Raw genomic sequence first — 25,399 nt, 5'->3', positions numbered from 1 at the left:
GATTGGGGTGGGGAGAGTAACGCATTTGGGCGGACTCGCTACGACGCCATCATAAACGGGCGGGGGCATGCGGTGCCTAAAGGCGCTTTGTTTAGCCCACTTCCTTTACGTCAAACGGTAACTGCCGTGTTGTTGAAGTTGACGGGCGGAACTTATGACGTTGCGAGAAGCGCGGGCTTCTTGTCTGTGTCTTCAGGGTGAGGGATTTGACCGTAATAGCGCTCGAACCTCCGGTACGCTGAGCCATTGGCGGGTTGCGTGAACGATCCTATGACAATTTGCACAAAGAAGAGCCAGGTCGGAGACACTAGTCTTGTGATCCTCAGCCACCGTATGCAGCGGCTTTGTATGGTGTACCTCGATAAAGCCTTCGCCTCGAACGCCATAGGTTTCCTTGAAGTCGAAACCACAAGCTTCACAGGCAAGGCGTCCGTGCTTCTTTTGTGCAGCTTGTTTCGCTTTTTTTACCAATTCGCTATCGCGCTCGCGATAGCGGTGCATGCGAGTCAATATGCGCCCCTCAGGAGCTTCGTAAGTCTCGTCGTCTTCTAGCCGCGCCAAGTCTTTATAGCTGCTGGCTTTTCGTATCGCGTTACTGACCAAGGCCAACTGACTCGTATTAGACGAAAAGATATCCCAGACAACCTGTTCGTCTTTATTCCCTCGGGCTAGCCCTTTCTTTCCGCTCTCCAGATATAACGGGTCGAGACGACGAAAGTTCATCAGTTTCATGTAGACGCCGTTGGTGTTGCGGTATGTGGTGGCCGCTGGCTTTCCCAGAGATTCTGCCATCTTGTTCAGCAGCGTCGAGAGGTCGGAGACTTCAACGCTGCCATGACTTGGAAGATTGGATCGGCGCTTCATGTACAAATCCAACGCGAGGATCAGTTCGTCGCGCGTCCAGGGGGGATTACGCATTTTTTTGAAACGTCAGGGAAAGTGGCGGTCTTTTTCGAATTGGCCTCGAGTAAAGATCAGGCGCAATAGCTGTATTCGGAAAGCCTAGATTTCGATGGGCACTACCAATTGCAGATTTCCTGCAGTCCGATGTTGTGCTGTTGGGTGCATGTTACTCGGTCCTAGTTAGAAATCTGTCATGAATAGGTGTAGTGGCGATTCCGCTTCGGTTGGGCCTTTTTAGGCATGAAATGTGAATCCCCATGTAAAACGGGCGCCTCCTGCGCCCGTCGTTCCATTCAGCTATGCCGCGTCACCGCACCGGCCACCCATACATCAACCCGCCATTCCGATACGACGCGTTCAACCCCCGCGACAGCTTCAGCGGGCTGCTGGCGCCCAGATTCTTCTCGAAGCTCTCGCCGTAATTGCCGATCTGCTTGATGACGTTGTAGGCCCACTTGTCATCAACGCCCAGGTTCTTGCCCATCCCCGGCGTCACGCCCAGCAGACGCTGAACGTTGGGGTTGGTGCTCTTGAGCATCTCGTCCACGTTCTTCGAGGTGACGCCGTACTCCTCGGCCTCCAGCATCGCGAACAGGGTCCAGCGGACCACGTTGAACCATTGCTCGTCGCCCTGGCGCACCATGGGGCCCAGCGGTTCCTTGGAGAAGTTCTCCGGCAGGATGTCGTATTTCTCGGGGTTTTCGAGATTGGTGCGGGCCGCGGCCAGTTGCGACTTGTCGCCGGTGAAGGCGTCGCAGCGGCCCACCGCGAAGGCGCGGACGATTTCATCCATGCGCTCGACCACCACCGGCTTGAAGGCGATGTTCTGCGAGCGGAACCAGTCGGACAGATTCAGCTCGGTGGTGGTGCCAGGCTGCACGCAGACGGTGGCGCCGTCCAGCTCCTTGGCGCTCTTCACGTTCAGCGACTTGTTCACCATGATGCCCTGGCTGTCGTAGTAGTTCACGCCCACGCCGATCAGGCCCAACGTAGTGTCGCGCGTCATGACCAGGGTGGTGTTGCGCGGCAGGACGTCGACTTCGCCGGACTGCAGCGCGGTGAAGCGCTGCACCGCGCTGACGGCCATGATCTTCGACTTGGAGGCATCGCCGAACATGGTCACGGCCAGCGCGCGGCACAGGTCCACGTCCAGGCCCGTCCAGCCGCCCTTGCTGTCGTTGACCGAGAAGCCGGCCACGCCGGTGGATACGCCGCACTGCACGAAGCCTTTGTTCTTGACGTTCTCGAACGTCGCGCCCGCGCTGGCGCCCCACGACGAGAGAAGGAGCGCGGCGCCTGCCGCGACGGTAGTCAGTGCTTTCATGGTGTCTCCGCGCGGGCGCGCAACTTATGGGTCTATGTCCGCCGACAGGCGGAAATGCGGCGAATGGTATCGGCCGGGCCTGGGGCGGAGAATCAGGGAATTCCCGTTAAATCCACTGGGCGGAATTTACGGGGCCGGATGGCGCCAGCGAGGACCGCTGGCATGAGGAGCGCCACTGCGGAAATCCACTGAAACCGCCTGCCCCCGGTGCGTAACCATTTCGATAATTCCTTCCGCGCACACTGCCCTCACCGCGTCCGCATCGGCTGACGCGATTGCGAGGGAGATGCATCATGAAGAGTCTAGTCAAAGCCGCCATGACCGCGGGTGCCGCGGCGGTCCTGTCCCTGGGGGCGCTCGCCGTGCCCGGCGTCGCGCAGGCCGGCGTGGCCATCAGCATCGACGTGGCGCCGCCGCCGCCCCGCGTGGAAGTGGTGCCGCCGCCGCGCGTGGGCTATGTGTGGGCGCCGGGCCATTGGGAATGGGTCGGCGGCCGCCATGCCTGGATCGAGGGTGCCTGGCTGCCAGCGCGGCCGGGCTATGTGTATCACGGGCCTGAGTGGCGCCAGCGGCATGGGCATTGGGTGTATTACGAGGGGCGCTGGGGGCGGTATTGAGGTCGCGCCTGGCGTGAAGTGGGAATCTCGCTGCCTCTGAACCTCACCCGGAACTGACCCTGCACTTGGCAGTGGTGTTGCCCGTTGAGGGGGCGCCGGCATGTCTTTATCCGCGCACGCAGCTTGGGAGCTACCCAAGCTGGTTCTAGGCACGTCAAGTCATAAGCCGTACTCGATGTGGCAGCATTACCGGTGAGTCAATGTAAAGGTCTTTGCCACTTTCACGCCGGCTTTATCCAATACTTCCACCTTCACTACGTCTCCTGGCTTCTTGGTGCCAACTTCGGTTTCAAAGACGAAGGGATTCGAGGAAAATGAAACCCCATTTATTGCCAATAGCGTATCGCCTTCCACGATGCCGGCCTTGGCTGCAGGTGAATCGGCGGTAACGTATTGGATGACGCCCGTCTTGCTGTTTGCCTGCAAACCCAATCCTACCTGAGCATACTTGCACGCAACTCCATAAAGATGCGGCCGCTGGATTTGGTTGCTAGTAAAAACGCCGCCACCATAGCTCCCAATGGTCTCGTCTTTGCTGATCTCTCCCCCAACGATAATCAGGCAGTCGGCGCCTAAGCTTAATGCCTCTTGCTCCATCTTGCCTCGCAGTGTTTTGTTGTCTGCATAGGCATTCCCGTGAGCTCCAATCGAAGCAATGCGTACGATGGGGCGTTGGGGAATCATGCCATTGCTGAATACGTCAATTTTCCCGGTGGTGTTGACTTGACCTCGCATGGAGGCGGCCGGGGGTAGGTCTTCGTGTACCGCTTGAGCGGCGGCGCAGCCTCCCAAAATGGTTACCAGCGATACTGCAATCAGCGTTTTTTTCATGCTGCTCTCAGAGGTTGGCACGCGACGGGCGCCGGGATGGTCTATGTTTCTTGCCTAAAGCCATATTGTGACTTCGCCGTCGCTCCGGTGGCAACTGTATCTTCCGGTGAGAACTGTCGAAATTGCTGTGGACTAGGACTTCATTTTTTGTAATAACCAGGCTTCGCCGAGAAGGCCTATCCACTTTCAGCACACCTAGCTCTGTGTGCGATGCCTTTTCAGCACATTATCGTTTTTGAGTGCGCAGCCTAGTTGGGATGATCGATGATCCGGCGCCATCTGCGATAAAAACTGAGCTGTTTTGCGAAGATGAGTGTGTTCTTGCCGGCTTGACTCAAACATTGACGCTTCGCGCGCGAACACGATAGAGCGTAGTCGCCGGTGGCATTACGCCGGATATTCTTGAGTGCGGGATATCTTCCGTGAGCTTGGCGCTGTAGAAGAAAGAGATGGTGCCCGGGGCCGGAATCGAACCGGCACGCCTTGCGGCGGGGGATTTTGAGTTGGTGATTTACAGTGTTTCTACAGGGAAATGGGGCGAATTCTAGCGTAGGTTGAAATAGGTAAAACCAATTTAAAATCAGTAAGTTAGCGTATTTTACCTGAATTGGTGAAAACTGGTCACTGTACCTGTATTGTACCTAGATTTCGGTACAGTTTTGATGAGTGAGTACAGCGCAACCACATATGACCCTGTGCAGGCTTTCGCTAACGCCTACATCTATGGCTGACTTGTATGCCGACGCAAGTCAAGTCCGGCAACATGCGCTAGTTAAATTTTATTTAACATAACTAGAAGAATTTGACTTCGTCCTGATCCAGCCTGTCGTCTAGCTCTACATTCTTTGCCTTTGGGTGAGTTTGAAGATTCTTTCTAATGCTACCTATAGACAAATAGCAGTTTTCCATGATTTCTTTTTGACGATCAACAAGGGAAGGATCGTAGCTGTTATCAATAACTTTGTGTGCTGGATTTTGCCTCTCTTTCCTCACCATTTTTAGAGGCTTCATTATTTCCTGCGGGATTGATTCGTCTGCGTAACTAAAGACCTTGCTAATCCACTCCTCCAGCAACCTCAAAGTACCCTTATTAATACGCTCAAAAGTATTCTCATCTATTTGTTTTTTTTCCGCTAAATCAAGCTTTCCTTCAAAGAAGGATTTATTGATATTTTCAGACAGGTACTTATCGAGTAGGTTAATAAAATCGAAGTAGTTTTTGGTTGTTGGAGAGAAGAAGAAAGTGAAATTCTTTGGCCTGTTCTCCCCATCAAATTCTCTACGAAACAGTGGAACGCCAAAAATTGATGAGGTCAACTTGTGAATGGCATTTATTTCGTCGATTAAAGCACGAAACACCGATTTCACAGTTATCCAGTTGCCGAGAATGACGTTGTCATAATAGTCATCTAATACCTTGCAATCTGCAGCCACAAGCTCTTTGGTACTCCAGTAGACCTGATGTTCGGGAGATAACCTCCCTAAGTCACGGAGCAAGACCGCTATAACCCTGTTGGAACTTGAATCAAAACCCAGCCCAAAAGACTTCAAAAATATTTGATCTTCTTCCCTGAGGATAGAGTTGCCAGACTCGTCATATTTGCAAGAAATGCTGCCGCTAAAATCATGAAACTCGAATTCAAATCTGGGATCACTAGAGTAACGTTCCAAAACGTCAGTTTCAAAAAATCTGAAGCTCAATTGGGGTTCAGCTAATGCTAACGCAGCCTTGTACTTTGCATAGCCAAATTCGCTGAGATCGCGATTTTTTTTTAAATATTCCCTGGTGGGGTATACGCATATCGGGTACTCAGTATTTTCTGAAATAAACTCAATACACCCAATGATGTTTTGGGTAACCTCGATTCCTTTGGCGTGCTCGAGAATCTTCAACTGAGGTTCTATAGCATAATGAGTGAAGCCTATAATATGTGGATTGGTGCTGGATTGAATGTCAACAACTCCAGCCTTTACAAGCTCCTTAACCTTATTAATGGAGTCTTCGTAATCTAGCCCAAGCTTTTGCGAGATGCTACGCAGCCCAATTCCATTGAAGTCAGAAGACTCGCAGAAAAAAGAGAAAACTAATTCTTCGATCTTTTTGACTTCGTTCAAATCTGGCTCCATGGATTAACCTTGAGTCGGTGATTTACAGTGTTTCCACAGGGAAATGGGGTGAATTCTAGCGTAGGTTGAAATGTAAAAAAAATTTAAATCAGTGGCTTAGCGTGTTTTAGCTGAATGGCTGAAAACTGGTAAGTATACCTGTACTGTATCGAAATTTCGGTACAGTAGTTGGAGCGTGACGCGAGAGAACACACACAAAAAGTGCGCCTTATTGCCTTCAAAGCTACGCGGCCGCGAGGCAGGACTCTTCTAAAACTGGTACTAGCAACCGTAAAATAATTAGGCTCTCGGCAACAAGAATTCTGTCTCGTTCAACCTGAGGATCTTTGGAGCCGTGTATTAGGTTACATCGAATTTGATAGAGAACTGCGGCCACTGCGGCCAATCTGCTAACGGGCGTCTCGTTTTTGTTTTGATACATCGCGGCATATCTTTGCGATGCTGTACGAAAGGCTGGGTTCCACGCCTCGATCATCATGTTTCCCGGCGGAACACTTAGCAGTCGATCAACAGACTTTGGGATGCTGCGCAGAACTTTGAGTGCTTGACTGTTATTTAAATTTCTCCGAATAGAAGCGATAACGCGCGCTCGCTCTTTCCTGTCAGGCTCTCCTCCATATATCGCATTGAATGCCATCCAGAGATTGGAGAACTCCTGCCACTCTGGCGGAGAAATAGTGCGTATACGGCGAGCCAACTCTGCTCTTAGAAAATTTGACTCTGCGTTCATTTATTACACTCCGCTTTGGATATATGAGGATGTAAACTACTCGTCTATTGCAATGCCAATTTCAACGCTTCTCTTAGCGCTGGCCTTAGAGTGCTAGCGTGTTCATTACCAAACTTGGCCGAACCTTTACTGGACAGTTGTATGGTTGTCGGTCGGGAGTCAATTGATATCTTTGCTTGAATTCTGTCCAACGAGTATCTTTTTTTCTGAGTTAGGTGGTCCAGTGCTACCCGCACGTCCTTAGTTCCTCTTAATAGGGCCTTCGCCGTGACTCCAGGCATTACGTCCAAATCAGAAATCTGTAACGATTCAATTATGGCCGGTTCGTCAAGAGAAAAGTTCAAGCATTCAATCCACTTTATTGGATTAATGTCAGGGACAACTAAGCTGAGTTTAAAATTGCAAATTTCCAGAAGCTTGTTAATCAAATCTCTATTGCTTCTATCTACTGATTTGATCTCAAGATTTGGGAAATCGGAGTAAAGAGAAAAAGGGCTTCGTTTGTAGCTGATCCGCTCGATTAGCTCTTCCCCTCCAAATGGGTCCGTAACTAAGTCTTGAGTCGTGATTTTCTCGATATACGTAGCATCGAGAAAATCGTCGCGCACGCGATCGACTGAAAATCCGTCAAGTGATGCGGTGGTGAAAGGTAGACTCTTGAGGCGTGCACCTAGAGTACGTATAGAAACTGGCAATTCAGCAGCGGCCCACCGTGCTCCATTCATTTTGACCCTCCTTCCGTCTCCTCTGAGTCTTCGGTCAAACCAGCCCTAATTGATTCGACTGTGTCACGGGCTGTCTTTTCGAGGATGGCGATATATTTTTCCTTGTCCTCTGCCGGTAAAGGCCGAAGGGTCTTTGTGTACTCTCCGCCTGTAATATTTAGCGCACCACGAACATGATATTTGAAGCCCTTTCCAAGCTCCGGGTCTTCAAATGCTGCCTCGAACTCTATTATTGGCGCAGCGTCATTGAGAAGCAAGGATCGCCATATTATTGAGGTAATAAAGAATCCTTTCTTGAGGAGGCTTTGGTACTCCTCCGATGCTAAAAGTGTTTCGCCCTTGAGTGCAACATTCCGTACTAAGGCCAGAGCCTGCTCTTTTGCTTCTTCTTTGCTCTGATCATCCTCAAGATCAAGATCATCTTCTGAGGCAAGGTTGCTAATTGGTTCCACTTTAACGCTTGTCACGTTATCAAGTCGGAATCCCTCAAGATTGGTGATGAGCCTAGTGAAAAACTCTGTTCTTGCTTCTGATGAATTGAAGTCACTGATTTCGATGCGCTCGAGGGGAATTTCAGCTTTGCGCTTGTGCTCTAGCTTTTCTCGAAGTTTGCTTAGGACTTCTTTGGCTTTAGCATTAGCGGGCATTCTGACGACAGTTTTGCCCGCTTCAACATGAAATTCGATTCCTGCTTCTTTAGGCGTGCGCTGTACGAGCCTCGTCTTTCCATAGTCAACGTCAGAATATCTGACGTTAACGAATACTTTGTCCCCACCTTTGGTGAATGTCGTTACTTTCTCGTCCTCAGGAGAGTCTTTTACATACTCTTTTGCGATCTCCTTCAGCTCATCTACAGTTAAGTCAGCATTCAAGGTGACAGAGGTGATTTTCTCAGCTCTCCCGGCGTGCTCTCTCTGCTCTAAAATTACATTCAGCTCGTGGTAACCGTGCGGAAGTAGAGATAGGTGGTGGATCAGGTCTTCGCGGCTATCCGATGGAGAATAAAAAATTTTTCGATCTTTCGCTAGTTCTAAGACAACGCCAGAATTTATTCGCTGTTTCGCAGACATAAGAACATCATAAATTTCTTTGTCAGTTGCGCAGTAGAGTAAGTTATTTTTAGCCATTGTCACGAGAAAGCTCCAGCTCAGAGAATTTTGTTCGGACATTGTTTATTTGTCCGAACTCAATGGAATCCAAAATCTCCTTGATTTCCTGCCCGCCATGGTATTCCTCGGCGTACTGTTGTTTGGCTTTGTCAAAGAAAGCTGATGCACTAGGGTGTGAGTCGAGAGTTTTGATATGTACAGTATTTGTTCCGTTAAGTACCTGATAGTGCATTAGGTAGTCGATCAGGTATAGAAACTCGTCAACGGACTCGCCTCGCTTGCGGTAAAAAATAACAAAACCTTGCTCGGAATTCTTTTTTGGGTGTGTGTATTTGAGTATGATCCACGGCGCCGTCAGCATCTCTAACGTTGCCGCTTTAGCATTCTCCGGCTGGATGTTTTTCCGACGCACTAAATTGGGATAGAAATATTTGCAATTCTCCCGCGCAGGGATTGTCCCCGAACTGCCTCGCATGTAGGCAATTTCGTGGTGAACATTGTTTAACCAAAAAATGTCGGAGGGGCCTAAAACTACAATTTTTGAATTAGGAGGTATTTCTAAATCTTCGTTCTTTATCTGATCAATGAGAGTGTCAAAATCTTTGTCGTACTCTCCGTCATGGTTATAAACGAACAATAGACCACAAATTTCGGGAGATACGTGGTCGTGAATAAACTTTTCTCTGAAATCGTCACTTACCTCGGCGCATGAAAGAGCTCTGGCAAGGCTTTCTATCGCAGTGCGTATAGAGGTGGAGGTAATGGATCCTCTTGCATAGCTCTTCAGATCGCAGTTTATGTAGGTTCGCGCTTGGGTGTACGGCTCATCGTAGTAGAAGACTACGTCAGACGGGTGCGTTTTACCATTGTGCTTGTCTTGCTTTTCACATGGCCAATTAATATTTGTATGCTCCATCCGCTGCCAGAGAAATTCACCGAACATTTCTCTGGACAATTTCTCGGCCATTTTTGAAATATTTATAGTCTCAGCCATGCTTCTCCTCTACAGATGTAGATACTGTGTGAACGATAGGGGTGCTATTGCACTAAGCGAACTTCACTGCAGTAAAACGCGTTTTTGATTTGCTGTAATGCAAATACCGGCGAGAGCCTATCCTGCACTAGTCCCCAAATCCTAAATTTCTTCGTCATGACGAAGACTTTGGGAGTGCTAATGCGTCAGCGCGCGGCTGCACAAACTCTTGCAGGCTTATCTGACCATCGACGAAACGCTGAGCGTGGGCCTCATCTGCTTCACTGAGCGAGAAACCTTCTAGACCGACGGAGGCCCGCGCATAGTTAACTGCCGATTGCCGGCGGCTGCGTTCGGTATCCGATATGGTTTTGTGGGGCTGTTGCCTGCATTTACCCGTGCCTGCCATGGTGCCTCCTTGCCGTAGGTAACTCGATCTTACAAGAAGTATGGGTAATTTGGTTTAGGTACACGTAGCCACAGAGGTGGCGCGCTGAGTGTCTTGTTTTACCTGCTATGGACCCCAATATCGGCTGCGTACTAGCCGTAGTTTCCAAAGAGGCTTTGCCTCTCTGGACTCTCCACCCTCGCCGGCGGGAGCCTCGGGAGCAGGGGTTGCGGGCCTTTGGCCCGGAACTCCTGCTCCCGGGCATAGCGTGGGGCGCTCCTGCCGCGTCAAGGGGCCGTGTCCTCGCCCTGTGGGCTGCGGGCCGCACCAACCCCTTGACCCGTCATCCGCTTGATAGCACCGCTACTAACGCCGTTTGGCCGGAAGAGGCGTCAAGGGCGGGACCAGAAGCCGCAGCCCGAAGCGCAGCGCAGGGAACGGGTGAGGATCCCGGGCGAAGCCTTTACCCTTGATGCCTCTTGAAGCTATGCAGCCTGTCGGCCGGGGGGAGGAACAAGGCGAAGCCGCTGGGCCTGCCCCCGCGGCCAGTCCGGCAAGAACGGACGCGGGATGCAACCGAAGGGGTTGCCCAAGCGTAGCGCGGAGATATGTGCGGTCATAAATGAAAAGGCCTCGCTGATGGCGAGGCCGATGCGGACGCAACATGCGCATCACTTACCGTTGATGGAGCCGCCCGTTGCCGGCCCCCTCTTGCCCATGTTCTGCAAGACGTGTTGCCGATAGGCTGGGTTCCACATGGTGTTGCCTGCAATCATGTGGTTGGTTCGGCCAGCAGTAACCATCATGCCCGACTGCATATCGCGGCGAGTCGTCTTAGGATTCACCACGTTGCCAATGCCCTGCGCCATGCTCCTGAATGTCACAACGTCAAAGGCGATGCCGCCAGCCAGTCTCGCCCCTAAGCCACTCGTTTTTTTCTGCGCGAAGAAGATGATCAAGGCAAGAACGATGATCTGCACAAACGAGCTGATGGGATTGTCGGTGGTCGTACTTATTACCCTGTCGAACAGCGCCTTGAATAGCGCCACACCGACAGACACGACAACCATTGTGATGGCAATTTCAAGGATGTAGGCCAGCGCCTGCTCAAACCATTTGTCGAACCAATTTGCAGTGACCGGAGCCGCATGGATTGTTGTACGCGTATCCGCCGAGGTGCGCGTATAGAAGAGCGAGGCTGATCTGGAGATACAGATGTAGACGGGCTTGGTGTGTAAGGGGATGCCGTTGCACTGCTATTGCAGAACCATGCACTGAACCAAAACAAAAAGCCGCTCTGCGTTGCAGGAGCGGCTTTTTCAATCTGGTGCCCGGGGCCGGAATCGAACCGGCACGCCTTGCGGCGGGGGATTTTGAGTCCCCTGCGTCTACCAATTTCACCACCCGGGCAGGCTGGTCGCGGAGCCGTCCAGGCGACGGTCGCGGGTAAAGCGAAGACCGCGATTATATGCGGTCTGGGAAAAATTGTCAGGCCAGCGGCCAGCGCGGGGCGCGCCGGCCCGCTTGCTTACTTCTTTTCCGGCAGGAACCAGTTCATGACCAGCGCGCAGATGCCGCCGGTGGCAACACCCGATTCCAGCACGTTTTTCACGGCGTGCGGCAGGTGTGACAGGATCTCGGGCACCTGCGACACGCCCAGGCCCAGGGCCAGCGACACGGCGATGATCAGCAGGGCGCGGCGGTCCAGGTGGATGCCGGCCAGGATGTTGATGCCCGAGGCGGCCACGGCGCCAAACATGACCATGGCGGCGCCGCCCAGCACGGGTTCGGGCACGGCCTGCAGCACGCCGGCGACGGCGGGGAACAGGCCCAGCAGGATCAGCATGCCGGCGATCCACACGCCGACGTGGCGGCTGGCGATGCCGGTCAGTTGGATGACGCCGTTGTTCTGGGCGAAGACCGAACTGGGGAAGGTGTTGAAAATGCCCGCCAGCAGCGAGTTGGCGCCGTTGACCAGCACGCCGCCCTTGATGCGCTGCATCCACAGCGGGCCTTCGACCGGCTGCTTGGAGACCTTGCTGGTGGCGGTGACGTCGCCGATGGCTTCGAGCGAGGTGACCAGGTAGATGATCAGCATCGGCACGAACAGCGCCCACGAGAAGCCGAGGCCGAAGTGCAGCGGCATCGGCACCTGGAACAGTGCGGCTTCGCGCGCGCCGGTGAAGTCCAGGCGGCCCATGTAGGCGGCGGCGATGTAGCCCACCGCCAGCGCCAGCACCAGCGCGGTGCTGCGGATCCACACCACCGGCACGCGGTTCAGCAGGATGATGGTGCCCAGCACCAGGCCCGACAGCGTCAGGTTCTCGGCGCTGGCGAAAGTGCCGTTGGCCATGGCGCCGTAGCCGCCGCCCATGCTGATGAGGCCGACCTTGATCAGCGTCAGGCCGATCAGCAGCACGACGATGCCGGTGACCAGCGGGGTGATGAGGCGCTTGACGAAGGGCAGGATGCGGCTGATGCCCATTTCGACGAAGGAGCCGGCGATGACGACGCCGAAGATCGCGGCCATGACGGCCTCGACCGGCGTGCCCTGCTTGACCATGACCGAGCCGCCGGCGATCAGCGGGCCGACGAAGTTGAAGCTGGTGCCTTGCACGATCAAGAGGCCCGCGCCCAGCGGACCGAAGCGCTTGCACTGCACGTAGGTGGCGATGCCGGAGATGACCAGCGACATGGACACGATCAGGGTGGTGTCGCGGCTGCTCACGCCCAGGGCCTGGCAGATCAGCAGGCCGGGGGTGACGATGGGGACCAGGATGGCCAGCAGGTGCTGCAGGGCGGCGACGAAGGCGACGGGGGCGGCGGGACGGTCGTCGGGGCCGTAGACCAGGTCGTGGCGGGGTTCGGCGTCGTTGGACGCGCCGTGGGAGGCAGGTTGGGTCAGGGAGGCGGGTTGCATGGCAGGGAGCCGGCCGGGGAGGGGGTAGGGGAGGAAAGTGCGGCATTTTAGCGGGGAAGGCCCTCGGGCGCAGCGCGTCTGCCTGGGGTGGCGGCAGGGGGCTTGATAGAATTCTGATCCGCCAACCAGGGGCCGCCGGCCCGGGAATCGATGCACAAGCGCACCCGAGGGATCGTGATCGTCCTGGTCTTGTTGACGGCCATCCTGCCGATGATGCTGCTGGTCTGGCTGATCGATGACAGTGGCGACGATTTCGCCGCGATCGACCATGGCGAGGCCTACGGCAGCAGCATCTACAAGCGCTACCAGGGCGAGGTCTACGCGGCCGTGCCCAGCAACGGCTATTACCGGATGCGCGAGGCGGATCCGGCGGGTTTCGAGACCTTCGACACGGGCCGCTACGACGGCCGTCAGGCGGCGCGTGACGGCCGCCACGTGTATTGCGGCAACCTGGTGCTGCCGGGCATGCGGCCCGCATCGACGCGCTACCTGGGCAACAGCTATTTCAGCGACGGCTCGGCCACCTACTTTTGCGACTTCGCCTCCGAGCGCAATCACGAACTGGGCCGGCTGGACGAACTCTGGCAGACGCTCCTGTACCGCGCCGGCAAGGGCGACAAGCCGCAGACCTACCTGTATCCGTTCCTGGCCCTGCCGGCCAGCGCGCAAGCCTACCGGCCGCTGCTCGATCGCCAGTTGGCCACCGACGGCGCCCGCGTGTTTTACGAAGGCCGCGCAATGCCGCAGGCGGATCCGGCGCGGTTGCGTCGCATCGCCGCGATCCAGCGCGGCGAGACGCGGCCAGGCAATGACTTCTTTGCCGATGGCCGCCGGGTCTATTACCGCGAGACGCTGCTGCCGCTGTCGGACGATCCGGCGCTCTACACCTTCATGGTCGGCAATCTCCACAACCAGCCCTATCTGTTCGATCGGCGCGACGGCATGGTGTACCTGGGCGCGCGGGCCTTCGACCCGGCGCATGCGCCATACCGGTTGCTGGACGAGGCCGGCGGCCATGTGCTCCATGCGCTGTTCGCCAGCAAGGACGGCGTCTATTTCTACAACAGCGAAAAGCGCGCGGTGGAGCGGGCCGGCGACGATCCGTTCGCGGCGGGCGGCTTCACGGCGCTGTCGCCCTACGTGTTCCGGGACGGCCGCCAGGTGCTGTTCTTCCAGAGCAAGGAAGTCTGGAACCGCTCGCGCGGCGGCGGCGGCCTGCTGTCCAGGTCCACCCTGATCCTGCGGCTCAAGGATGCGCCCACGGGGCCATGGGCCAAGCTGGGCGACGTCTATCACGGCTACGGTTCGGTCTGGCGCAATGGTGACGCGCTCTATTACCTGGACGAACTGGGGGCGACCCAACTGATCCACAGCCCGATCTATCGCATCCTGGATCCGGCCGCGGCGGATTTCCTGCTGCGCTCCCAGGAGACCCGGCAGATCAAGGCGGATGACATCCGCAAGCTGGTGCGCAGCGGCAAGCTGGCGGCGCCCGAATCCGACGCGGTGCTGGAGGCCAAAACGCGATATCGCAGCGGCATCTGGTCCCTTTTTGATTGAGGCCGGGGCGGCGGTCTGGGCTTGTTTGCGCGCGCGCGGTGGGTCGGGAGCCGTTGCTTTGTTGCCGGGCTGAGCGCGCTTTGGCCGCTTTCGCCCGTTTTCCCGCCGGGCGACTCCGCGCCGGTCGGCCGTCACCGCGCGCCGGGCAGGCGCCGGGATGGCCGCCGTATCCCTCCGGGCCTTGAAATATTTCAGATGGCCCCCATCACAACAGGGTTTCCCGGAAAACGCCTGGGCCATGTGCCCCGCGATCCGGCTTCCTTTTGTCCCTAATTTTCCGACTTTTCATACAACGATGAGCCAGAACGCCACGTCCGAAACCCTGGGATTCCAGGCCGAGGTGAAGCAACTGCTGCACCTGATGATCCATTCGCTGTACAGCAACAAGGAAATCTTCCTACGCGAGCTGGTGTCGAACGCATCCGACGCCTGCGACAAGCTGCGCTTCGAGGCCATCGACAACCCGGCGCTGCTGGAAGGCGATGGCGAGTTGGCCATCACCGTCAGCTATGACAAGGATGCGCGCACGATCACCATCTCCGACAACGGCATCGGCCTGTCGCGCGAAGAGGCCGTGGCCAACCTGGGCACCATCGCCCGTTCCGGCACGCGCGAGTTCTTCTCGCAGCTGACCGGCGACAAGCAGAAGGATGCGCAACTGATCGGCCAGTTCGGCGTGGGCTTCTATTCCTCGTTCATCGTGGCCGACAAGGTCACGGTGGTCAGCCGCCGCGCCGGCGCCACCGACGCCATCCGCTGGGAATCCGACGGCCAGGGCGAATTCACCATCGCCGCCGCCGACAAGGCCACGCGCGGCACCGACGTCACGCTGCACCTGCGCGCCGACGAAGACGAGTTGCTCAACGGCTGGAAGCTGCGCGAGATCCTGCGCCGCTACTCCGACCACATCTCGCTGCCGATCCGCATGGCCAAGGAAGAGTGGGATTCGGAAAAGGGCGAGCAGGTCAAGAAAGACGAACTCGAAACGGTCAACCAGGCCAACGCGCTGTGGGCCCGCAACAAGGCGGATGTGACCGAGGAACAGTACCGCGAGTTCTACAAGACGGTGTCGCACGACTACGACGATCCGCTCGCCTGGACCCACAACCGCGTCGAAGGCCGCAGCGAATACACCCAGCTGCTGTATGTGCCCAAGCACGCGCCGATGGACCTGTGGGACCGCGACGGCCGCCGCGGCGTCAAGCTGTACGTCAAGCGTGTCTTCATCATGGACGACGCCGACCAGCTGCTGCCGTCGTACCTGCGCTTCGTGCGCGGCGTGATCGACTCGGCCGACCTGCCGCTGAACGTGTCGCGCGAGATCCTGCAGGAAAGCCGCGACGTGCGCGCCATCCGCGAAGGTTCGGCCAAGCGCATCCTGTCGCTGCTGGAAGACCTGGCCGAGAACAAGCCGGAAGACTACGCCACGTTCTGGTCGGAATTCGGCCAGGTGCTCAAGGAAGGCGCGGGCGAAGACCACGCCAACCTGGAGCGCATCGCCAAGCTGATGCGTTTCGCCTCGACGCACACCGGCGACCAGGCCCAGACCGTGTCGTTCGCCGACTACGTGGGCCGCATGAAGGAAGGCCAGGACAAGATCTACTACGTCACGGCCGACACCTTCGCCGCCGCCAGCAACAGCCCGCACCTGGAGATCTTCCGCAAGAAGGGCATCGAGGTGCTGCTGCTGTCCGACCGCGTCGACGAATGGATGCTGTCGTACCTGCGTGAGTTCGACGGCAAGTCGCTGGTCTCGGTGGCCAAGGGCGGCCTCGATCTGGCCGAGCTGGCCGACGAGGAAGAAAAGAAGCACCAGGCCGAAGTGGCCGAGGACTTCAAGCCGCTGGTCGAGCGCCTGCAGAAGACCCTGGAAGACCAGGTCAAGGAAGTGCGCGTCACGCTGCGCCTGGTGGATTCGCCGGCGTGCGTGGTGGTGGGCCAGAACGAACTCAGCCCGCACCTCCTGCGCATGCTGAAGGCCGCCGGCCAGGAAGCGCCCAACGTCAAGCCGGTGCTGGAGATCAACCCGGAACACCCGCTGCTGGCCCGCATCCGCGCCGCCGACGACGGCGAGTTCGACCAGTGGGCCCGCCTGCTGCTCGATCAGGCCCTGCTGGCCGAAGGCGCGCAGATCGCCGATCCGGCGGCGTTTGTGAAGCGGCTGAATGCGTTGCTGCTGAAGTAAGCGGCGGTACGAAGGCAGGAAAAGGGCGCCCGCGAGGGCGCCCTTTTTCATTGGCGAGCGGCGGTTGGGGCCGGACGACCTCGTTGGGGATGGAATCGTGCAACCGGTCCCTGTTGTCCTCGACGCATATTCCCGCTCGGTAATTTCTTGATGAACAACGCGATTTCCGTGGAAAAAATTACCGAGCAGGAATTTTTCTTGTGCAATCCGCGCGCGTAAAACGCTTGGCGTTGACGGGCCGAGGGCGTTCCTCTCTCGAACCCCCCACGTCATTCATGACTCCAAGTCAAAAGTCTTTCCCCGTTTAGTCGCTTTTTCCGTAAGGGTATACCCGTCATACTGGCCGCCTGTCTTCCGATCAGACCCGCCCCATGCGCCGGCCGTTGCCGCGACGCCGCTGGATTCCCTGGTCGGCGCATCCAACCAAGGAACCCGTATGTCCACCCATGAAACCCCGCCGGTGAAAGCCGGCCTGCCCTTGCTGGCATTGGCCGTCGGCGCCTTCGGCATCGGCGTCACTGAATTCTCGCCCATGGGCCTGCTGCCCGTGATCGCCGACGGCGTGGGGGTATCCATCCCCAGCGCCGGCATGCTGATCAGCGCGTATGCGATCGGCGTGATGGTCGGCGCGCCGCTGATGACGCTGGCGCTGTCGCGCTGGTCGCGCCGCAAGGCGTTGATCGTGCTGATGGCGATCTTCACGCTCGGCAACCTGCTGTCGGCGCTGTCGCCCAACTACACCACGCTGCTGCTGGCGCGCCTGGTGACCAGCTTGAACCATGGCGCCTTCTTCGGCCTGGGCTCGCTGGTGGCCGCCAGCGTGGTGCCGCGCCACAAGCAGGCCAGCGCGGTGGCAACGATGTTCCTGGGGCTGACCATCGCCAACGTCGGCGGCGTGCCGGCGGCGACCTGGCTGGGCCAGGTGATCGGCTGGCGCATGTCGTTCGCCGCGACCTCGGTGCTCGGCCTGGTGGCGATGCTGTCACTGTGGTTCGCGCTGCCGGCGGGCGAAGCCGGGCGGCGCCCGGACATCCGTCACGAACTGGCGGTGCTCAAGACTCCGGTGGTGCTGGTGGCGCTGTTGACCACGGTGCTGGGCGCGGGCGCGATGTTCACGCTGTACACCTATGTGGCGCCGACGCTGGCCGAACTGACCGGCGCGTCGCCCCACTTCGTGACCGCGATGCTGGTCCTGATCGGCATCGGCTTCACCGTCGGCAACACCGCCGGCGGCCGCTTCGCTGACCGCTCGCTGGATGGCAGCCTGATCGCCTTCCTGGTGCTGGTGATCGCCGATCTGCTGGCGTTCCCGTGGCTGGCGCAGACCCCGGTGGGCGCCGCGATCGGCCTGCTGATCTTCGGCTTCGGCACCTTTGCCGTGGTGCCGCCCCTGCAGATGCGGGTGATGCGCGCCGCCACCGACGCGCCCGGCCTGGCTTCGTCGGTGAACGTGGGTGCGTTCAACCTGGGCAATGCGGTGGGCGCCGCGGCCGGCGGCGGCGTGATCTCGGCCGGGATGGGGTATGCCGCGGTGCCGATTGCCGGCGCAATCATCGCGGCGGCGGGCCTTGTGCTGGTGCTGTGGCAGCGCGCCGCCAACCAGCGCCAGCGCAAGCTGGCGGTGCAGGGCTGCTGAGCGTGAAGCGGGGCGACATCGCGATTCGTCCCGTCAGAACTCGAACGTCGCGCCCAGCTCGTACGTGCGGCCTGGCGCCAGCAACACCTGGCTGGTGGCCCGGCCGCCGTAGTAGGCGTACAGCTTGTCGGTCAGGTTGCGCACGCGGAAGGTGATCAGCGCCGGCCGCAGGCGGTAGCTGACCGCCGCATCCACGGTGGTGTGGCCGTTGATGCGGATCTGGTTGGCGTTGTCGGTGTAGATCTTGCCGGTGTGGTTCAGGCCGACGAAGAAGTTCATCGGCAGTTCCTTGAGCCGGTAGTTGGCGTACAGGTTGGCGACGCGCTCGGGCACATTGGGCGGGGTATTGCCCACGCGCGAGGTGCCGTCGGCCTCGGTCAGCGAATCGAAGCGCGCGTTCAGCGCCGCGATGTTGCCGGAGAGGGTCAGTTGCGGCGTGACGCGCCAGTCCGCCGACAGCTCCACGCCGCGCGACGATTGGCGGCCGTTGTTGACCGTCACGCGCGGGTCGTTGGCGTCGCGCGTCAACACGTTCTCCAGCTTGATGTGATAGACCGCCGCGGTCCATTCCACGTCGCCCAGGCTTTGCTTGAAACCGGCCTCCCATTGCTCGCCCTTGGCCAGCGGGAACGAAGCATTGGACTGCGACAGCAGGAACAGGGAGCCGACCGGGATGGTGGCATTGGTGTACTGCGCGTAGACCGAGGACGATGGCGTTACGTCGTATACCGTGCCCAGGCGCATGGAGTTGGCGCTGTAGCGGGTGCCGAAGGCGGTGTGCGTGCCGGCGTTCAGGTCGGTGATGCTGCGCTCGACGCGGATGCGGTCGTAGCGGTAGCCGCCGACCACGGTCCAGCGGTCGGTCAGCTTGAGGGAGTCCTCCAGGAACAGCGCGGCGCCACGCACGTCGGTGGTGAAATCGGTGCGGTTGCCTGGGCCGCTCATCAGCGCGGGGTCGTCGTTGAAATAGCCCACGTCCGGATTCCACAGCGAGACGCGCAAGGCATCGCCGGTGCTGGCAGATCGGTTCGAGAAGCGCCGTTCGCTGTCCAGGCTGGTCTTGCTGAGTTCCCCACCGATCACGAATTTGTTCGACAGGCCGCCGAGGGTGCCGTTGTGGGTCGCGTCGAAGCGGTCGATCAGGTAGCGCTGGTGGTGCGTGATGATGGTCTGGTCGCGGTCGATCGAGCCAGGGGCGCTGAAGGTGGCCGATTCCGAGTTCTTCCACAGGCGGTCGACCTTGTTCATCGCCAGCTCATTGCGCAGCGTCCACGACGGCGTCAGTTGGTGCGTGACCCGCGCCCGCACCCAGTAGGCCTCGGCCTCGTTGCGATCGTCGAGCACGTTGTAGTTCTTGCCAGCCAGCGCGCGGTCCAGGACGCGGCCGTCGGGCGTGCTGACCACGCCGGTGGGGTCCTTGGCCAGGCTGCGCGGGATCAGCGGCGTGCCCCAATAGGCGTGGCCGGTGTCGCGCGAGTAGTCGAATGACAGGTCCAGGCGGGTGGCGGGCGCGACGTCAAAGGCCACGCCGGTGGTCAGGTGGTCCAGCTTGTTGCTGTTGCGCGCGATGGTGCCAACGCGGCTGTCGTTGTGGCTGTAGTCGATGCGATAGGCGCCGGTCTCGCCGAAATTGTCGCCCAGGCCGATGCCGGTGCGCGTGCTGCCATAGCTGCCGTACGAGAACATCGCTTCGCGCGAGGGGTTGTCGCGGTCCGGTCGCTTGGTCTGGAAATTGACGATGCCGCCAATGGCGCTGTCGCCTTGCAGCACCGAGGCCGGGCCCTTCAGGACCTCGATGCGCTCGTAGTTCCAGGTGTCCTCGACCCGGTTGGTCGAACCGGCGCCCGACATGCGCAGGCCGTCGTACAGATACAGGATGTCGGTGAAACCGCGCGAGGACAGCGTGGTGGGCGAGGACGGCGGGCCGCCGCCGGCCAGGCCGGTGGCGCCGCGCAGGGCTTCGCTGAGGGTGGCGGCGCCGCGTTCGCGCATGGCTTGCTGCGACACGATCTCGACCGATGCCGGCGTTTCGCGCACGGTCAGGCCCAGCCGCGAGGCGCTGCTGCTGCGGCTGTCCAGGTGCAGGCTGTCCGCGTCGCTGGCGGCCTCGACGCGGATGCTGGGCAGTTCGGCCTCGCGCGCCTGGGCCTCCTGGGCCTGGACGTTGGGCACGGCGGTGCAAGCCGCGAGCGCGGCGGTGGATACGACTCTTCTCATGACGCTTTCCCGAAACTCGATGGGGGTGAAAAACCTGTCTGTCAGACCACGCGATAGCGGCGCAGGCGCCAGCCAGCCAGCGCCAGCAGCAGCGCGGCGGGCGCCAGCAGTTGCAGCAGCGCGCGCAGGGCACGGCCGCGGACGGCGGCGGGGTCCTCTTCCTGCCACTGGAAGACCGGCATGCCGGGGAAGTCCTCGGGCGTGATGGCGCGGCTGGCCTCGATGCGGGGCAGGAAGAAATCCTTCCAGGCCCGGTGATAGGCATCGATCTGGCGCATGAAGTGCGCGTGGCGGCGCTGCCCGGTGCCGGCCAGCGCAGTGATGCCTTCATAGGCCACCGCCGCTGGCGACAGCACGCTGTACCGGGCGACCAGCGCCTGCTGGCGCGCCATCTGCGCGTCGAAGCGATCCAGCTCGGGCTGCATCGCCGCGTCCACCTGGCGTTCGACCCGCGCATGGCCCAGCGGGCGGCCAGTGATTTCCAGGTGGCCGTCGCGCGGGATCAGGGCGTCGGGTCTGTCCATGTGCCCATAGTCGGTCGACAGCAGGGCGGCGTTGTCGCGCATGGCCAGCGCCGTCGCCACGCGGGTGCGCGTGGCCAGCTCGGCGCGCGACGGCGCCGGACTGGCATAGGCCGCCACCAGGTTCAGGATCACCGGCACCACCAGCACCAGCAGGACCCAGCCGACCATCAGGATCATGGCGTTGGCGGCCGAGGACTTGCCGAAGGCATTGACCGCCACCACGGCCGCGAACCAGAACAGCGCGTAGGCGCCCACCAGCAGCGCCCACCACAGCGTGGCGCTGGCGGCCTGCAAGGCCTGCGGGCGGGCGATCAGCAGCGCCACCACCGGCAGCAGGACGGCCGCGCCCAGCAGTACCGCCGCGCGCAGGACAATCTTGCCGCTGACCAGCGTCAGCAGCGACAGCGGCTGCGACAGCAGCAGGCGCAGCGTGCCGTCCTCTTTCTCGCCGGACAGCAGGTTGTGGCCGAGCGCGAAGATCAGCAGCGGCAGCAGGTAGACCACCACGAACGCCAGGTCGAAGTGCCCGCTGAGCAGGTGCCAGGGGTTCTCGATGTCGTTGTTGTGGATGAAGTTGACCTTGCTGTCGTAGGTCACCTTGAACTGCGAAGGGAACAGGTCGGTCTGGCCCAGCGCCACGGGCGCGAGCGGCACGCTGGGCATGATGGCGTAGTGCGAGCCCAGGCCCCCGCCCATGTTGGCGGGACTGGCCGGGTTGCCGAACGGCGTGGGGGTTTCGCTGCCGTCCATGATGCGCTGTAGCTGCGCAAGCTGGCCGGCGCGGTTCTGCGCATCGGCGCGCGCCAGCGCGGCCTGGGCCTCGTCGCGCAGCGAGGTCTGCAGCAGGCCGTTGAAGACGGCATAGCCCACCAGCAGCAGGAACAGCAGGCCGCACAGCCACAACGCGCGCTCGCGCGTCAGCAGGCGGAGTTCGTGCCGCAGGACCATCCCGAAGCGGCGAAATTGCGTATCGTGCACCAGGGGTCTCCTACAGGGCGGTCTGGCGGGCCACGGCGCGCCAGGCAAAAAGCAGGCTCAGCAGCAGCGCGGCGCCCAGCATCAGCAGGCTCAGGCGCGCGTGGTGCAACGCCCAGCCGGCGGCGGGCGGCTGGTACTTGAAGGGCGGCACCCGCGCCCACAGCGAGGGGCTGGCCTGATACGAGAAATGCAGGTGTTCCTGCGTGTCGGCGTGCGCCACCAGATCGGCGCTGACAATGTCCTGGATCACGCGGCGCTGCCGTTCGGCGGCGGTGGTGAAATCGCGATGGTGGGCGAAGTCGGTGCCGGCCATGGCGGCCGACAGCGCGCGCACGGCCAGCAGCGGCATCAGCCAGCCGGCCGATTCCTGCACGGTCTGCTGCCGTTCCCAGGTGTCCCACAGGCGGCCGAAGTGGCGGTCGTAGACGGCGTAGCTGGACTGGTCGTCGAGCTTGAGCGCCAGGCCCCACTTGTTCAGCGGCACGTCGCGGCTCCAGCGCTCGGTGGTGCCGAAGGCCTGCATCCAGACGCGGTCCGAGGTGGCCTTGAGGTCGTCCTGCAAGGCCTGGTTGAATTCGAGACGGGTCGGGCTGGGATAGAGGCCGCGCGACAGTTCGGCCATGACGCGCGGCGCGATCACCGTATTGGCGATCCAAAGCGCCAGCAGCACCGTGATCGCCACGCGTGACGAGCGCGCCGCCGCCGACACGCCCAGCGTGACAAAGATGAAGATGGCCAGGTACACCGTGTAGCCGCCCGCCAGCACGGCGAAGCGCCACAGCGCGTCGGCGCGCCCGCCGGCCAGCCACACCGCCACGACGGCCGCCAGCGCGGCCGGCACCAGCAGCAGGCCGAGGCTCATGGCCAGGGCGGTGGCCTTGCCCCACAGCAGGCGCCACGGGGCGATGCCCAGGCTCAGCGTCTGGCGCAGGATGCCTTGCTCGCGCTCGCCGGAAAACGCGTTGAAGCCCAGCACGATCACCAGCAGCGGTCCCAGCGCCTGCAGGATCCAGGCGGCCGACAGGTCGCCAAACCGCTGCAGCCCGGTGGCGTCCTGCGCCGGGCGGAACTTGACCTCGCTCTGGCGGTGCGCCTGCAGCCACACGGTGCTGCCGATGTACGGATTGATGCCGGGATCCAGCAGCGCCAGCGTGGTGTCGGGCTTGAAGACGTGCATGCCCTGGTGGGCGGCATCGTGCGGATGGCGCGCGCCCTGGCGCAGCCAATCGCCGTAGTCGGTGTTCTGGGCCGCGGCCTGCTCGGCGCGCGCTTCCTGCTGGTGCAGGTAGCCCACCGACAGCGCGGTCAGCAGCAGCACCGCGACGATGCCGCCAGCCCAGTACAGGCGCCCGTCGCGCAGGCGTTCGCGCAGGTCCTTGAGGGCAATCAGCAGAATCATGCGCCGGTCCTCATGTGCGCCAGGTACAGCGCCTGCAGGTCGGTGTCGTCGATCTGCCGGCTGTCCAGGCTTTCGACCAGCCGGCCGCGCTTCATGATGCCGACGCGGGTGGCGGTCTGGCGGGCGTGGAACAGGTCGTGGGTGGTGGCGAGGATCGCCACGCCACGTTCGCTCGCGCGTTGCAGCAGGCGGGTGAATTCCGCGGCGGCGGACGGGTCCAGGCCGGAGGTGGGCTCGTCCAGCAGCAGCGCGCGCGCGTCCTTGGCCAGCGCCACGGCGATCCAGACCTTCTGACGCATGCCCTTGGAATAGGCGGCGACGCGCTTGTCGGCCGCGGCCGGGTCGAGGCCGACCTCGGCCAGCAGTTCCAGCAGGCGCGTGCGCGGCGGCGCCTCGCCCAGCGCCAGCGCGGCGAAGTAGCGCAGGTTCTCCAGCCCGCTGAGCGTGCCGTACAGGTTCACCTGCTCGGGGATGTAGGCCACGTGGCGCTTGCTGGCCAGCGGTTCGCGCGCCACGTCCAGGCCGTGGATCAGGGCCTGGCCGCCGTCGGGCGCGATGAAGTTCAGGAACAGGTTGATGGTGGTGGTCTTGCCGGCGCCGTTGGCGCCCAGCAGGCAATAGATTTCGCCCGGCTCGATGCGCAGATCCAGCGGGTGGAGCGCGATCTGGTCGCCGTAGCGTTTGGTCAGGCCGATGGCTTCGAGCACTGCGAGTCCTTCTTCGTCGGAAGATGCGGGGGGAACAAGGGGAGGGGTGGGGCGGACCGGTCGGGTGACTTGGCGGTCGAGTTGGGAACGGCTATCAATAGATATGATATAACATAACGTGATTATACTGCCATACCTCGCGCGGAACTTCGCTCGAATCGACGACACAAAGCAGAAGGGCGCCCACGTGGGCGCCCTTCGTTGCGGTTGCGGTGCGGCGGCGACGCCGCGCGGATCAGGCCTCGATCCGCTCCACCTTGCCCACCAGCAGGATGTACGACAGCGCGCCCAGCAGCGCCAGCGACGACACATACGCGATGGCCGGCGCGAAGCTGTCCTTCGACACCAGAAAGCCAATCACGATCGGCGTGCAGATCGACGACAGGTTGCCCACGAAGTTGAACACCCCGCCGGTCAGCCCCAGCAGCCGCACCGGCGCCAGCGCCGACACCAGCGACCACGTGATCGACGCCAGGCCGTTGCCGAAGAATGCCAGCGCCAGGAAGAAGATCACCCATGGCGTCGAGTCGGTGAAGTTGGCGCCGATCATCGACGTCGAGATCAGCAGCCCCAGGATGATCGGCAGCTTGCGCGCCAGGCCCACGGTGGCGCCGCGGCGGATCAGGAAGTCCGACAGCACCCCCGAGCACAGCACGCCGATGAACGCCGCCAGGAACGGCACCGACGCCAGGAAGCCCGACTTGATGAAGTCCATGCCGCGGTACTTCACCAGATAGGTGGGGAACCACGTCAGGAAGAACCACAGCGTCGAGGTCAGGCAGAACTGGCCCAGGTACACGCCCCACAGCTTGCGCTGGCTCATCACCAGGCCCAGGTCGTTCCAGTTGAACGGCGCCTTCTTCTCGGTCACACGCTTGTCCAGATCCACGACGCCGCCGCCTTTCTGGATCAGCTCGATTTCGGCCGCGTTGGCGCCCTTGAACTGACGCGGTTCACGGTAGATCAGGTACCACAGCACGCCCCAGACGATGCCCAGCAGGCCGGTGCTGACGAACACCATGTGCCAGCCGTAGTGGTGCTGCAGCCAGGCCAGCACCGGCGTCAGGAACGCCAGGCCGACGAACTGGCCCGAGGTGTAGAAGCCGATGGCGGTGGCGCGTTCCTTTTCCGGGAACCAGGTCGTGACGACGCGGTTGTTGATCGGATAGGCCGGGGCCTCCAGCGCGCCCACGGCCAGGCGCAGCACGAACAGGATCACGAAACTGCCGGCAAAGCCCATGAAGAACGTCGCCGCCGACCACAGGATCAGCGCGGCCGCGTACAGCACGCGCGGCGACACGCGGTCCACCAGCCAGCCGCCGGGGATCTGCATGGCGGCGTAGGTCCAGCCGAAGGCCGACAGGATCAGGCCTTCGTGCACCGTGTCCAGGCCGAACTCGTCCTTGAGCGCGGGCGCGGCGATGGACAGGTTGCTGCGGTCCAGGTAGTTGATGACGACGGTGATGAACAGCATCACCATGATGAGATAGCGGCTGCGCGTCGGCCGCTGGGCACTTTGCAGGCCCGGGTGGGTGGCGGTGGTCAA

19 protein-coding genes and 1 tRNA gene are annotated in these 25,399 nt (G+C 60.4%); 4 read left to right on the top strand and 16 right to left on the bottom strand.

The window, feature by feature from the left end:
• Positions 1 to 192: 192 nt before the first annotated feature.
• Both AAID08_RS25885 and AAID08_RS25880 read right to left on the bottom strand, forming a co-directional pair.
• Entirely contained in the window at positions 193 to 864 is a 672-nt protein-coding gene (locus AAID08_RS25885) for an HNH endonuclease (RefSeq protein WP_395757095.1), read from the bottom strand.
• Between the two features lie 346 nt (positions 865 to 1,210).
• The gene (locus AAID08_RS25880; RefSeq protein ID WP_063584512.1) at positions 1,211 to 2,227 is read right to left on the bottom strand and encodes an amino acid ABC transporter substrate-binding protein; all 1,017 of its coding nucleotides are present in this window, start codon (positions 2,225 to 2,227) and stop codon (positions 1,211 to 1,213) included.
• Between the two features lie 293 nt (positions 2,228 to 2,520).
• Here AAID08_RS25880 and AAID08_RS25875 point away from each other — a divergent pair, with 293 nt between their 5' ends.
• Positions 2,521 to 2,844 carry a YXWGXW repeat-containing protein gene (locus AAID08_RS25875; RefSeq protein ID WP_162876609.1) on the top strand — a complete coding sequence of 108 codons (324 nt, stop codon included), beginning with the start codon at positions 2,521 to 2,523 and terminating at the stop codon, positions 2,842 to 2,844.
• Between the two features lie 186 nt (positions 2,845 to 3,030).
• On the opposite strand, the gene AAID08_RS25870 is transcribed toward AAID08_RS25875, so the two are convergent.
• The 9 genes from AAID08_RS25870 to AAID08_RS25830 all read right to left on the bottom strand — a co-directional run bounded on the left by AAID08_RS25870 (position 3,031) and on the right by AAID08_RS25830 (position 12,647).
• Entirely contained in the window at positions 3,031 to 3,675 is a 645-nt protein-coding gene (locus AAID08_RS25870; protein ID WP_263898831.1) for a PDZ domain-containing protein, read from the bottom strand.
• Positions 3,676 to 4,467: 792 nt separating this feature from the next.
• Positions 4,468 to 5,790, bottom strand: coding sequence for a hypothetical protein (locus tag AAID08_RS25865; protein WP_395757094.1), 1,323 nt, complete (start codon positions 5,788 to 5,790; stop codon positions 4,468 to 4,470).
• A 786-nt stretch (positions 5,791 to 6,576) separates the two neighbouring features.
• Positions 6,577 to 7,257: a hypothetical protein gene (locus AAID08_RS25860; RefSeq protein ID WP_395757093.1), complete on the bottom strand. Its 681-nt coding sequence runs from the start codon at positions 7,255 to 7,257 to the stop codon at positions 6,577 to 6,579.
• Positions 7,254 to 8,426, bottom strand: coding sequence for a hypothetical protein (locus AAID08_RS25855; protein ID WP_395757092.1), 1,173 nt, complete (start codon positions 8,424 to 8,426; stop codon positions 7,254 to 7,256). The genes AAID08_RS25860 and AAID08_RS25855 overlap by 4 nt, the downstream gene beginning before the upstream one ends.
• Positions 8,377 to 9,360: a hypothetical protein gene (locus AAID08_RS25850; RefSeq protein WP_395757091.1), complete on the bottom strand. Its 984-nt coding sequence runs from the start codon at positions 9,358 to 9,360 to the stop codon at positions 8,377 to 8,379. Before AAID08_RS25850 ends, AAID08_RS25855 begins: the two co-directional genes overlap by 50 nt.
• A 154-nt stretch (positions 9,361 to 9,514) precedes the next feature.
• Positions 9,515 to 9,748, bottom strand: coding sequence for an antitoxin VbhA family protein (locus AAID08_RS25845; protein WP_051644215.1), 234 nt, complete (start codon positions 9,746 to 9,748; stop codon positions 9,515 to 9,517).
• A gap of 650 nt (positions 9,749 to 10,398) precedes the next feature.
• A complete protein-coding gene (locus AAID08_RS25840; protein WP_395757845.1) occupies positions 10,399 to 10,809 on the bottom strand; it encodes a hypothetical protein in 411 nt (136 codons plus the stop codon).
• A gap of 243 nt (positions 10,810 to 11,052) precedes the next feature.
• A tRNA-Leu gene (locus AAID08_RS25835) sits at positions 11,053 to 11,137 on the bottom strand.
• Between the two features lie 118 nt (positions 11,138 to 11,255).
• On the bottom strand, positions 11,256 to 12,647 hold the full coding sequence (locus AAID08_RS25830) for a nucleobase:cation symporter-2 family protein (RefSeq protein WP_269873569.1): 1,392 nt from the start codon (positions 12,645 to 12,647) through the stop codon (positions 11,256 to 11,258).
• A gap of 174 nt (positions 12,648 to 12,821) precedes the next feature.
• Between AAID08_RS25830 and AAID08_RS25825 the strand changes: the two genes are divergently transcribed.
• From AAID08_RS25825 to AAID08_RS25815, 3 genes are all read left to right on the top strand, one after another.
• Positions 12,822 to 14,207 carry a DKNYY domain-containing protein gene (locus AAID08_RS25825; protein WP_395757090.1) on the top strand — a complete coding sequence of 462 codons (1,386 nt, stop codon included), beginning with the start codon at positions 12,822 to 12,824 and terminating at the stop codon, positions 14,205 to 14,207.
• 295 nt (positions 14,208 to 14,502) lie between these two features.
• Positions 14,503 to 16,392 carry a molecular chaperone HtpG gene (gene htpG / locus AAID08_RS25820; RefSeq protein WP_063587946.1) on the top strand — a complete coding sequence of 630 codons (1,890 nt, stop codon included), beginning with the start codon at positions 14,503 to 14,505 and terminating at the stop codon, positions 16,390 to 16,392.
• 436 nt (positions 16,393 to 16,828) lie between these two features.
• Positions 16,829 to 18,028, top strand: coding sequence for an MFS transporter (locus AAID08_RS25815; protein WP_054414716.1), 1,200 nt, complete (start codon positions 16,829 to 16,831; stop codon positions 18,026 to 18,028).
• 33 nt (positions 18,029 to 18,061) lie between these two features.
• Here AAID08_RS25815 and AAID08_RS25810 read toward each other — a convergent pair whose 3' ends face one another.
• The 5 genes from AAID08_RS25810 to AAID08_RS25790 form a co-directional block, all read right to left on the bottom strand.
• Positions 18,062 to 20,245: a TonB-dependent siderophore receptor gene (locus AAID08_RS25810; protein WP_175189481.1), complete on the bottom strand. Its 2,184-nt coding sequence runs from the start codon at positions 20,243 to 20,245 to the stop codon at positions 18,062 to 18,064.
• A 41-nt stretch (positions 20,246 to 20,286) separates the two neighbouring features.
• Positions 20,287 to 21,747: an ABC transporter permease subunit gene (locus AAID08_RS25805; protein ID WP_395757089.1), complete on the bottom strand. Its 1,461-nt coding sequence runs from the start codon at positions 21,745 to 21,747 to the stop codon at positions 20,287 to 20,289.
• Positions 21,748 to 21,757: 10 nt separating this feature from the next.
• Entirely contained in the window at positions 21,758 to 23,146 is a 1,389-nt protein-coding gene (locus AAID08_RS25800; RefSeq protein ID WP_269873575.1) for an ABC transporter permease subunit, read from the bottom strand.
• On the bottom strand, positions 23,143 to 23,853 hold the full coding sequence (locus AAID08_RS25795) for an ABC transporter ATP-binding protein (RefSeq protein WP_054500557.1): 711 nt from the start codon (positions 23,851 to 23,853) through the stop codon (positions 23,143 to 23,145). Before AAID08_RS25795 ends, AAID08_RS25800 begins: the two co-directional genes overlap by 4 nt.
• 235 nt (positions 23,854 to 24,088) lie before the next feature.
• Positions 24,089 to 25,399 carry an MFS transporter gene (locus AAID08_RS25790; RefSeq protein WP_395757088.1) on the bottom strand — a complete coding sequence of 437 codons (1,311 nt, stop codon included), beginning with the start codon at positions 25,397 to 25,399 and terminating at the stop codon, positions 24,089 to 24,091.

Origin of the sequence: Achromobacter sp. EB05 (genome assembly GCF_044232075.1) — a bacterium.
Lineage (GTDB): Bacteria > Pseudomonadota > Gammaproteobacteria > Burkholderiales > Burkholderiaceae_B > Achromobacter > Achromobacter dolens.
Note: the sequence above shows the minus strand (reverse complement) of the source record. Positions and strands in the feature narration are given on the sequence as shown.

Coding starts and splice junctions, on each gene's coding strand:
- AAID08_RS25845 (WP_051644215.1), bottom strand. CDS start 9,748: ATGGCAGGCACGGGTAAATGCAGGCAACAGCCCCACAAAACCATATCG.
- AAID08_RS25870 (WP_263898831.1), bottom strand. CDS start 3,675: ATGAAAAAAACGCTGATTGCAGTATCGCTGGTAACCATTTTGGGAGGC.
- AAID08_RS25810 (WP_175189481.1), bottom strand. CDS start 20,245: ATGAGAAGAGTCGTATCCACCGCCGCGCTCGCGGCTTGCACCGCCGTG.
- AAID08_RS25830 (WP_269873569.1), bottom strand. CDS start 12,647: ATGCAACCCGCCTCCCTGACCCAACCTGCCTCCCACGGCGCGTCCAAC.
- AAID08_RS25850 (WP_395757091.1), bottom strand. CDS start 9,360: ATGGCTGAGACTATAAATATTTCAAAAATGGCCGAGAAATTGTCCAGA.
- htpG (WP_063587946.1), top strand. CDS start 14,503: ATGAGCCAGAACGCCACGTCCGAAACCCTGGGATTCCAGGCCGAGGTG.
- AAID08_RS25855 (WP_395757092.1), bottom strand. CDS start 8,426: ATGTCCGAACAAAATTCTCTGAGCTGGAGCTTTCTCGTGACAATGGCT.
- AAID08_RS25885 (WP_395757095.1), bottom strand. CDS start 864: ATGAAGCGCCGATCCAATCTTCCAAGTCATGGCAGCGTTGAAGTCTCC.
- AAID08_RS25815 (WP_054414716.1), top strand. CDS start 16,829: ATGTCCACCCATGAAACCCCGCCGGTGAAAGCCGGCCTGCCCTTGCTG.
- AAID08_RS25875 (WP_162876609.1), top strand. CDS start 2,521: ATGAAGAGTCTAGTCAAAGCCGCCATGACCGCGGGTGCCGCGGCGGTC.
- AAID08_RS25800 (WP_269873575.1), bottom strand. CDS start 23,146: ATGATTCTGCTGATTGCCCTCAAGGACCTGCGCGAACGCCTGCGCGAC.
- AAID08_RS25880 (WP_063584512.1), bottom strand. CDS start 2,227: ATGAAAGCACTGACTACCGTCGCGGCAGGCGCCGCGCTCCTTCTCTCG.
- AAID08_RS25860 (WP_395757093.1), bottom strand. CDS start 7,257: ATGAATGGAGCACGGTGGGCCGCTGCTGAATTGCCAGTTTCTATACGT.